General features: G+C 75.2%; 9 protein-coding genes. 1 reads left to right on the forward strand and 8 read right to left on the reverse strand.

Annotated features, from left to right (window positions below; all coding sequences use genetic code 11):
- Window positions 1-173: 173 nt before the first annotated feature.
- The 6 genes from EF903_RS23455 to EF903_RS23480 all read right to left on the reverse strand — a co-directional run bounded on the left by EF903_RS23455 (window position 174) and on the right by EF903_RS23480 (window position 6,477).
- The gene (locus EF903_RS23455; RefSeq protein ID WP_125546248.1) at window positions 174-833 is read right to left on the reverse strand and encodes a response regulator transcription factor; all 660 of its coding nucleotides are present in this window, start codon (window positions 831-833) and stop codon (window positions 174-176) included.
- Window positions 830-2,164: a sensor histidine kinase gene (locus tag EF903_RS23460; RefSeq protein ID WP_125546250.1), complete on the reverse strand. Its 1,335-nt coding sequence runs from the start codon at window positions 2,162-2,164 to the stop codon at window positions 830-832. The genes EF903_RS23455 and EF903_RS23460 overlap by 4 nt, the downstream gene beginning before the upstream one ends.
- 87 nt (window positions 2,165-2,251) lie before the next feature.
- Window positions 2,252-2,929: a response regulator transcription factor gene (locus EF903_RS23465; RefSeq protein WP_125546252.1), complete on the reverse strand. Its 678-nt coding sequence runs from the start codon at window positions 2,927-2,929 to the stop codon at window positions 2,252-2,254.
- Between the two features lie 9 nt (window positions 2,930-2,938).
- Window positions 2,939-4,249: a sensor histidine kinase gene (locus EF903_RS23470; protein WP_260615826.1), complete on the reverse strand. Its 1,311-nt coding sequence runs from the start codon at window positions 4,247-4,249 to the stop codon at window positions 2,939-2,941.
- Between the two features lie 10 nt (window positions 4,250-4,259).
- A complete protein-coding gene (locus tag EF903_RS23475; protein WP_125546254.1) occupies window positions 4,260-5,471 on the reverse strand; it encodes an acyltransferase in 1,212 nt (403 codons plus the stop codon).
- Window positions 5,464-6,477 carry an alpha/beta hydrolase gene (locus EF903_RS23480; RefSeq protein WP_125546256.1) on the reverse strand — a complete coding sequence of 338 codons (1,014 nt, stop codon included), beginning with the start codon at window positions 6,475-6,477 and terminating at the stop codon, window positions 5,464-5,466. Before EF903_RS23480 ends, EF903_RS23475 begins: the two co-directional genes overlap by 8 nt.
- Window positions 6,478-6,807: 330 nt before the next feature.
- Between EF903_RS23480 and EF903_RS23485 the strand changes: the two genes are divergently transcribed.
- On the forward strand, window positions 6,808-7,281 hold the full coding sequence (locus EF903_RS23485) for an HIT family protein (RefSeq protein ID WP_185902783.1): 474 nt from the start codon (window positions 6,808-6,810) through the stop codon (window positions 7,279-7,281).
- A gap of 12 nt (window positions 7,282-7,293) precedes the next feature.
- On the opposite strand, the gene EF903_RS23490 is transcribed toward EF903_RS23485, so the two are convergent.
- Both EF903_RS23490 and EF903_RS23495 read right to left on the reverse strand, forming a co-directional pair.
- The gene (locus EF903_RS23490) at window positions 7,294-7,923 is read right to left on the reverse strand and encodes a LysE family translocator (protein WP_125546258.1); all 630 of its coding nucleotides are present in this window, start codon (window positions 7,921-7,923) and stop codon (window positions 7,294-7,296) included.
- A gap of 177 nt (window positions 7,924-8,100) precedes the next feature.
- On the reverse strand, window positions 8,101-8,547 hold the full coding sequence (locus EF903_RS23495) for a MarR family winged helix-turn-helix transcriptional regulator (RefSeq protein ID WP_125546264.1): 447 nt from the start codon (window positions 8,545-8,547) through the stop codon (window positions 8,101-8,103).
- Between the last annotated feature and the right edge of the window lie 75 nt (window positions 8,548-8,622).

Here is an 8,622-nt window from a genome sequence, read left to right on the forward strand (position 1 = left end):
GGGGCACGAGGGCCTTTCTGGTCGGTGTAGACGTCGCAATCCACACCGAACCCGGAAGGCCCTCACCCGTTCAAGACCCCACAACCGAGACCTGCACCACCCGTCCACAACCTCCCGGGTCAATACACCTAGGTCCTCGCCCCCCGCGGGGCAGCCCGACCGCGTCGGCCCGGCTACGCGGGCGTGACGAGGCGGGTCTCGTAGGCGAAGACCGCCGCCTGCGTCCGGTCCCGCAGCCCCAGCTTCACCAGGATCCGGCTGACATGCGTCTTGATGGTGGACTCAGCCACCACCAGCCGGTCCGCGATCTCCGCATTCGACAGACCCTGCGCGATCAGGACGAGGACCTCCGTCTCCCGGTCCGTCAACTCCCCCACCCCGCCGGCGCCGACCGGCCGGGGCGCCGCCGACAGCCGCGAGAACTCAAGGATCAGCCGCTTCGTGACCGTCGGCGCCAACAGCGCCTCGCCGGACGCCACCACCCGCACCCCCTCCGCCAGTTGCCTGGCGGAGGCGTCCTTCAGCAGGAACCCGGACGCCCCGGCCCGCAGCGCCTGGTACACGTACTCGTCGAGGTCGAAGGTCGTCAGGACCAGCACCTTCGCGTCCGTGCCCATGGCGGCGATCTCCCGCGTCGCCTCCAATCCGTTCATCACCGGCATCCGGACGTCCATCAGCACCACGTCCGGACCGAGCGCCGCCACCTGTGCGACGGCCTCCCGCCCGTCGACGGCCTCGCCGACCACCTCGATGCCGTCCATCGCGTTCAGCAGGACCGAGAAGCCCTCCCGGACCATCATCTGGTCGTCGACGATGAGAACCCTGATCGTCATGCCTGTTCCCGCGCCGTCTCCCGGGCCGCTTCCTGCCCGCGCACGGGTATGAACACCGCCACCTCGTATCCGCCTTCCGCCGTCTGTCCGGCCGTCATCTCCCCCTCCAGCATGGCGACCCGCTCCCGCATGCCCGTGATCCCGTGCCCCGCACCCGGCGAGGGCCGCACGTCCCCGGTCGGCGCCCCGTTGACGACGCGTATCCCGAGCCCGCCCAGCACGTACGACACCTCCACGTCGGCGGCGGCTCCCGGCGCATGGCGCAGGGTGTTGCTCAGGGCCTCCTGCACGATCCGGTACGCCGACAGCTCGACGCCCTGCGGCAGCTCCCGCACCGGGCCCGTCACCGTCTTCTCCACCCGCAGGCCGGCCTCCCGCACATTGGCCACGAGCCCGTCCAGCGAGGCCAGCGTCGGCTGCGGCGCGTCGGGCGCCTCGTAGTCCTCGGAGCGGACCACTCCCAGCACCCGGCGCAGCTCCGTCAGCGCCGCCACCGCGTTCTCCCGGATCGTCGCGAACGCCGCCTCCAGCTCCTGCGGCGGGTTCTTCACCCGGTACGGCGCGGCCTCCGCCTGGATCGCCACCACCGACATGTGGTGGGCCACCACGTCGTGGAGTTCGCGCGCGATCGTCGTCCGCTCCTCCAGCAGCGTCCGCCGGTCCCGCTCGACCGCGGTGACCTCCGCCTGGGCGCTCACCTCCTGCTCCGCCTCCCGGCGGGTGTGCCGGACCGTCACCACCAGCAGCGAGACCGCCAGCAGGAACAGGATCGGGGCGGCGTCACCCGAGTCCTGCCCGGCCAGGACGCAGGCCGATACCCCGAACAGCAGCGTGACCAGCCACATCCAGCCCGCGGTCCGGGGCCGGGTCCGCATCGCGACGACGGTCACGGTGAACAGGTAGGAGACGAAGCTCGCCGCCCCCCACGGCCAGGCCTCCCCTTCCCCCGCGCCCGCCACGGCGAGTACCGCGGTCGAGGCGAGGGCCGCCCAGAACGCCCCTACGGGCCGGACCAGCGTCATCAGCGCCGGCGCCGCCGCGATCGCCGCCAGCAGCAGCGCCGCCGGCGGCCACACGGAGTCGTTGGTGCCGAGCATGACGAGCGCCACCAGCAGGGCCGCGCCGGCGACCGCCGCATGCGGCAGGAACGGCGCCTTCGCCCGTATCCCCGCGGGGAGCCGGCGCACCAGCGGGCCGTCCGTGCGCATCGGCGGCAGCGGCCGGTACGCGAAAGCATCGGTGAGGAGCTCCTCGCGAAGGCTTCGGAGGATGCCCGAAGCCAGCCGGATCTCGGGGGTCCCGGGATGGGCCCCGGAAGTCTTCTCGGTCATGGCACCACCGTAGGTCTGGGGCCCTTTCGTCCGCGTCGCCGCACAAGGGGATCTGCGGGCCTCCCCCTCAGGTACTACCCGGGGCCCTCAGTAGCCCGCCGGACGGACCAGACCCGTCTCGTACGCGAAGACCGCCGCCTGCGTGCGGTCCCGCAGGCCGAGCTTCACCAGGATCCGCCCCACGTGCGTCTTCACCGTCTGCTCGGCCACGACGAGCCGCGCGGCGATCTCCGCGTTGGACAGCCCCTGGGCGATCAGCGCCAGCACCTCCGTCTCCCGCTCGGTCAGCGCCGCGATCCGCGCCTTCGAGGGGGCGCGCGGCGCACCGAGCCGCGAGAACTCGGTGATGAGCCGCTTGGTGATGTTCGGGGACAGCAGCGCCTCACCGGCCGCGACGACCCGCACCGCCTCGGCCAGCTGGTCCGCGGAGGCGTCCTTCAGCAGGAACCCGGACGCGCCGGCCCGCAGCGCCTCGTACACGTACTCGTCGAGGTCGAAGGTCGTCAGGACGAGCACCTTCGCCTCGGAGCCCGACCCGGTGATCACCGACGTCGCCTCGATGCCGCCCATGCCCGGCATGCGGATGTCCATCAGCACCACGTCGGGACCGAGTTCGGCGGCCTTCGCCACGGCGTCCGCGCCGTCCACGGCCTGCCCGACGACCTCTATGTCGGGCTGTGCGTTGAGCAGGACGGTGAAGCCCTGCCGCACCATCATCTGATCGTCGGCGATCATCACCCGGATCGGTTCGGCCGTCGTCGTCATGGCGTCCTTCTAGTCCTTCGTCCGAGGGTCCACGGGCAGCACGGCGCTCACCTCGTACCCGCCGCCCGGCCGCGGACCCGCGGCGAGCTCGCCCCCCAGCATGCCCGCCCGCTCCCGCATGCCGAGCAGCCCGTGCCCCGCACCGTGCGAGGGCGGGGCCTTGCGGGTCGGCGCCGTGTTGGCGACGCACAGGTGCAGCTCCCGCGGCCCGTACGCGATGCCGACCTCCACCTGCGATCCCGGCGCGTGGCGAAGGCAGTTGCTGAGGGCTTCCTGCACGATCCGGTACGCGGTGAGCTCCACGCCGGGCGCCAACGGCCGCCGGATCCCCGCGATCGCCGTGCTCACCTCCAGTCCGGCGCTCCGCACGTTGCCGACGAGCCCCTCCAACTCGGCGAGCGTGGGCTGCGGGTGGTGGGGGCCGGCCGGGTCGCCGGCCTGCTCCGAGCGCAGCACGCCCAGCACCCGCCGCAGCTCGGTGAGGGCCTCCAGGGCGTTCTCCCTGATGCCGGCCAGGTTCTCCCTGAGCTCCGGTGGCGGGTCCTCGACCAGATGCGGGGCGACCTGCGCCTGGATGGAGATGACCGACATGTGGTGGGCGACGACGTCGTGCAGTTCGCGCGCTATGCGGCTGCGCTCCTCCAGCAGCGCCCTGCGGGCCCGCTCCTCCTCGGTGAGGGTTTCCTGCTCGACGAGCTTGCTGCGGGCCAGGCGCCCGGCCCGCAGGGCGTATCCGAGCACACCGGCGAAGGTGAACAGCAGCAGGGTGGCGGGAATCGTGCTCTCGCTGCCCGGCGGCCGGAACCGCACCTCGGCCAGGGCACCGAACGCGACGGACAGCCCGACCACCGCCGCGGTCACCCGGGCCGGCACCCGCAGTGCGACGAGCAGCACCACGAAGGCGAACAGCACCACGCCGGCGGGCGTCCACGGCCAGCCGTGCCCCCCGCCGGCACGGTCCTGCGTCTGCACGGCCACCATGAACGCGGACGCGAGCGCAAGCCACCATCCGGCGATCGGCCGGAACATGGCGAGGACCACCGACGCGCCGCCCGCCACGGCCGCGAGCAGCGGGTAGCCGCCGCTCACCCGGTAGTCGGAGGACATCTGCTCGGTCGTCAGGAAGGTGCAGAGCACCGCCACGTAGCCGAGGGCCAGGTGCGGCAGTCGGGCCAGCCACCGCGGCCGGGACATCCCGGGCAGCGGGTTGCGTTCGAGCGTGAACAGTTCCGCGGCCAGGGTCCGCAGCGGCCCGAACCGCCGACCGGCTTCCGCGCCGGAACCGGGTGCCGCGGCCGGGGTGCTGTGCTGCTCCTTCACGCCGTCCACCCTAGACACGGGACGCCTCCTGCCTTCTGGCCGGCCCGGCCGGGCGGAAGCCGCCGCCGTCCCCCGCCCCGGCGGTGGCGCCGTCCGGCCGGCCCCGCCCGCCGCGCTCGTACGCGTGGAACGCGGCCAGGCAGACGGCCAGCGCGGCCGCGAACACCGGCAGCCACAGCAGCCGGGCGGCTGTCCACAGCGCCGAGTCGGGGGCGGTGTGCAGACCGGGCAGTTCGACCGGGGAGGTCAGGCCGAGCGCGGTGACGGCCATCATCGCCGTCTGGTGCCAGAGGAACACGGTCATCGCGGACAGGTTCAGCAGGGCGACCGCCGCCCACACCCGCGGCCTGGCGACAACCCGCGCCAGCGGCTTCCGCAGCAGCAGCGCGAGCCCGCACTGCGCCAGCCCGAACGCGACCGCGGCCGAGGTCGGCGGATTCAGGTTCGACACGGCCGCACCGGGCACGCCGACCATGGACGCCGGAAATCCGCCCCACACCACCAGCACCGCCGTGCCCGCCGCCCCGCCGGCCAGCAGCGCCAGGGCCGGGCCGCGCCGGTCGAGCCGCCCGCGCGCCCAGGCCGCGCCGAGGCTGTACGGGACGAGCCAGCCCGCGGCCACGTTGACCCAGCCGGCCCACTCGGGCCCGCCGAACCCGAACCGCCACACGTCGACGGCGGCCACCGCCGCCGCGGGCCACACCGGGTGCAGCCGCACCGCCAGCGGCGTCGCCGCCGTCAGCACGGCGAACACCAGCAGGAACCACAGCGGTGACAGCACGAGCCGCAGCAGCGCGTGGACCGTCTCCCATGCCGCCCCGCCCAGCAGCATCCCGCCCGCGGCCACCGTCCACAGGCCGAGCACCGCGGCGACCGGCCGGAACAGCCGGGACAGCCGCCGGCCCACCCAGGCCCCGTACGGCACGCCGCGCTCCCGGGCGCAGGCGTGGCCGCGGGCGGCGACCAGGCCGCCGACGAAGAAGAACACGGCCAGCGTCTGGAGCACCCACGAAACGGGCGCCAACCACGGCATGCGGGTGAGCGGGCTGGTGGTGGCGAGCGCGCCCTCAGAGGAGGTGATCGCCGTCACCAGCCAGTGGCCGAGCACGACGCCGAGGATGGCGAGGGCCCGCAGGGCGTCCACGGACCGGTCCCGGTCGGCGGGGGTGCCCGCCTCGACCCGGTCGGCGACGGCGGACCAGCGGGCCCGGAGCCTACGCACGGGGCACCTCCTGGGCGGCGCCGGCCCGGCCCGCCCCGCCGTCGGCGGTGCCGAGGACGATGCCGGCCAGGCTGTCCAGGGATTCGGTGCCGGGCTTCAGGTAGTCGCTGTGGCCGCCTCGGCCGGCCCGGAACGGGCGGGCTCCGAAGGCCGGGTCGACCGGGTCGGTGCCGAACCCGACCTGCCCGAGGCGGACGTGCGGCACGTTCCCGATCCAGTCCGATCCGCCGCGGCCGGCCCAGACCCGGGCGGCGGTGGGCAGCCCGGCCGCCGAGTCGGCGCCCGTGCCGGGGCTGCCGTACAGGACCACGTCGGTGACGGCGGAGCCGGTGGCCGTGCGGGCGCAGACCACCGTCCCGTAGGAGTGGCACAGCAGGGACATCCGGGCTCCGGGCGAGGCGAGGCGCGCCAGGCGGGAGAGGAACGGGCCGAGTCGGGCGGCGGCCTCGTCCGCCCGGCCGGCGGTCAGGACGGTCGTGCTGACGGTGCCGGGCGTCTCGTACCCGAGCCAGGCGACCACAGCGGACCGGGGGTGGTCCGCGGAAAGCCGCGCGTGGAGGGCGGAGGCGCCCTCCCTGAACCGCTGGTAGGTGTCCAGCGTGGTGTCGGATCCGGGGACCAGCACCGCTATCCGGTCGGCCGTCGCGAGGTCGCCGAACACCTCCACCGCGCGGCCCGTCCCCCTGCCGTCGAAGGCGAGGAACTGCGCGGCCCCGCCCGCCTCCATGGCGTGCAGCCGGGTCGCCCGGCCGGGGCGGCCGGCGTCCGCGGCCATGCGGGCGGCCTCGGCGAGACCGGCGCGGTGCGCGGCGTACACGGCGGGCAGCGGCTCCCGTTCGCCGACGGCGGCCGGTACGGGCGCGGGCACGGCCGGGGAGGCGGCCGCGGACACGGGCAGCACCACGGCCGCGGCGACCGCGCCGGCCAGCAGGGTGCGGCGCAGGCGGCCGCGCAGGCGGTGTCCCTCACGGCGGCCTCCGGGGCGTCCTTCGCGTCGGCTGGTCATCGCGGTCCCTGCTCCTTCGTCCTGCGCATGTCGCGCTGCCGGCGGGGGCGGCCGGGCCTTCGCGGCCGGTTCCCGCCTCCCACGACGAAGTTATGGATCAGGGTCCATCGCCCGCGTCCCGCCGCAGAGCGCCCTTTCTGAATGGCTCTCAGGTATGACAGAGGAGACCTGCGAGCTACCCGCCCGCACCCCGACAGGCGAACGGAAACCCCCCTCCGGGATGCATCCCCGCGGCGACCGCCGCCCGCCCCCGACGCCGTCGCGCCTCCCCGGCGGGCCGGACTTCCCCTTTCCGGGCCGGTGCCGACGGCAGCCGCCTACGCTTCCCACATGATCGACACCGACTGGCGCAACGACCGCATAGGCAGCGCGCACCGCGGGGAGAACCCCACCGTCATGCGCCGCCTCGACCAGGGCTTCGCAGTGATCGGGGACCGGCAGTTCCTGCCCGGCTACTCCGTCCTCCTCACCGACGACCCCTCGGTGACCCGGCTCTCGGACCTGCCCCGGCCGCGCAGGACCGCGTACCTCGCCGACATGGAGCGGCTCGCCGAGGCCGTCGAACTCGCCTGCCGCCGCCTCGACCCGGCCTTCCGCCGCGTCAACATCGAGATCCTGGGCAACACCGACCCGTACCTGCACGCGCACGTGTGGCCGCGCTACGACTGGGAGTCGGCCGACCTGGTCCGACTGCCCGTCTGGCTGTACGGGGAGGAGTACTGGAGGGGGACCGAGCACGAACTCGGCGCCCGGCACGAGGGCCTGCGCACCGCCATCGGCGAGGAACTCGACCGGCTCGCCTGACCGTCCGGCCGGTCAGGCCGTCGTCGCGACGCGGACGCCGAACCCGATGAGGACGACCCCGGTCACCCGGTCCAGGGTCCGGCGCACGCGAGGGCGGGTGAAGAACCGCCGGGCCATCGACAGGACATACACGTACGTGGCCAGCCAGGCCGCCGTCAGCAGCACGTGGACCAGCACGAGCAGCGCCATGCCCGCCGCGGGGCGAAGACCGGACGGGGCGAGGGCGGGCAGCAGCCCGGTGTAGAAGACGGCGATCTTCGGATTGAGGGCGTTGGCGGCCAGGCCCGTCCGCCACGCCCCGCCGGCCGGTCCCTCCGCGGGAGCCGCTCCCGGCCCGGGCACGGACTGCGCGCCGCCCGCGCCCGGCCGCCGCAGGGACTGCACGCCGAGGAAGCACAGGTACGCCGCCCCCGCGAGCTTCACCACCAGGTACACCTCGGCCGACGCGGCCAGCAGCGCGGCCAGTCCGGCGACGGTGAGCACGCCCCACAGGAGCAGGCCGGTGGTGATCCCGGCCACCGTGCGCAGGCCGTCCGCCCGACCGCGGGCCACGGCGCGCCGGGTCACGACGGCCATGTCGGGGCCGGGGACGAGCGTCAGGAGCGCCAGGACGCCTGTGGCGGCGGCGAGTTGCGTCAGCACGCGGCCAGTCTGCCGCAGCCCCGCACCGATGCCCACGGCGGCCGTCTGCCGGGCTGCCCGCACCCGGCAGGCGACGTGTCCGCATCCGGCAGGCGCCGCCGCCCGCGCCCGGCAGGCGGCGCCGCCCGCCCGGCAGGCGCTGTCCGCGCAGTCGTCGGCCTCGACACGCACGGCTGCTCAGACGCCGGCGGGGGGAGCGGGCGGCCCGGGGAGGGCGTCCATGGCCGCGGCCAGCCGGTCCAGTGCGGCCACGACCTCCCGGAACGCCTCGTCGCCGAGGTGCTCCGCCAGTGCTGTCGCCGCCGCCGCGTGCGCCGGTCCGATGCGGGCGACCGCCGCGCGCCCCTCGCGGGTGGGGCGCAGCAGCTTCGCGCGCCGGTGCGCCGGGTTGGGCACATACTCGGCGAGCCCCTGCGCGGCCAGCAGGTCCGCCACGCGCTGGACGCTCTGCCGGGTGATGCCCATGGCGCGGGCGATGCCGGCCACGGGCAGCGGTTCCCGCAGGACCGCGCCGAGCACCTGCCAGCGCGCCGCGGTCAGGCCGGCCGGCCGGGCCAGCTCCTCCGAGAGGGCGAGGAAGCGGCCGTTCAGGCCGAAGACGCCGAGCGCTGCCGCGCTGAGCAGCTCCTGCCGCTCCCGCGTCGCCGACCCTCCGCCGCCGCTCCCGCCGCTCCCGCCGCTCCCGCCGCTCCCGACTCC

This window comes from Streptomyces sp. WAC05292 (assembly GCF_003949955.1).
GTDB lineage: Bacteria > Actinomycetota > Actinomycetes > Streptomycetales > Streptomycetaceae > Streptomyces > Streptomyces globosus.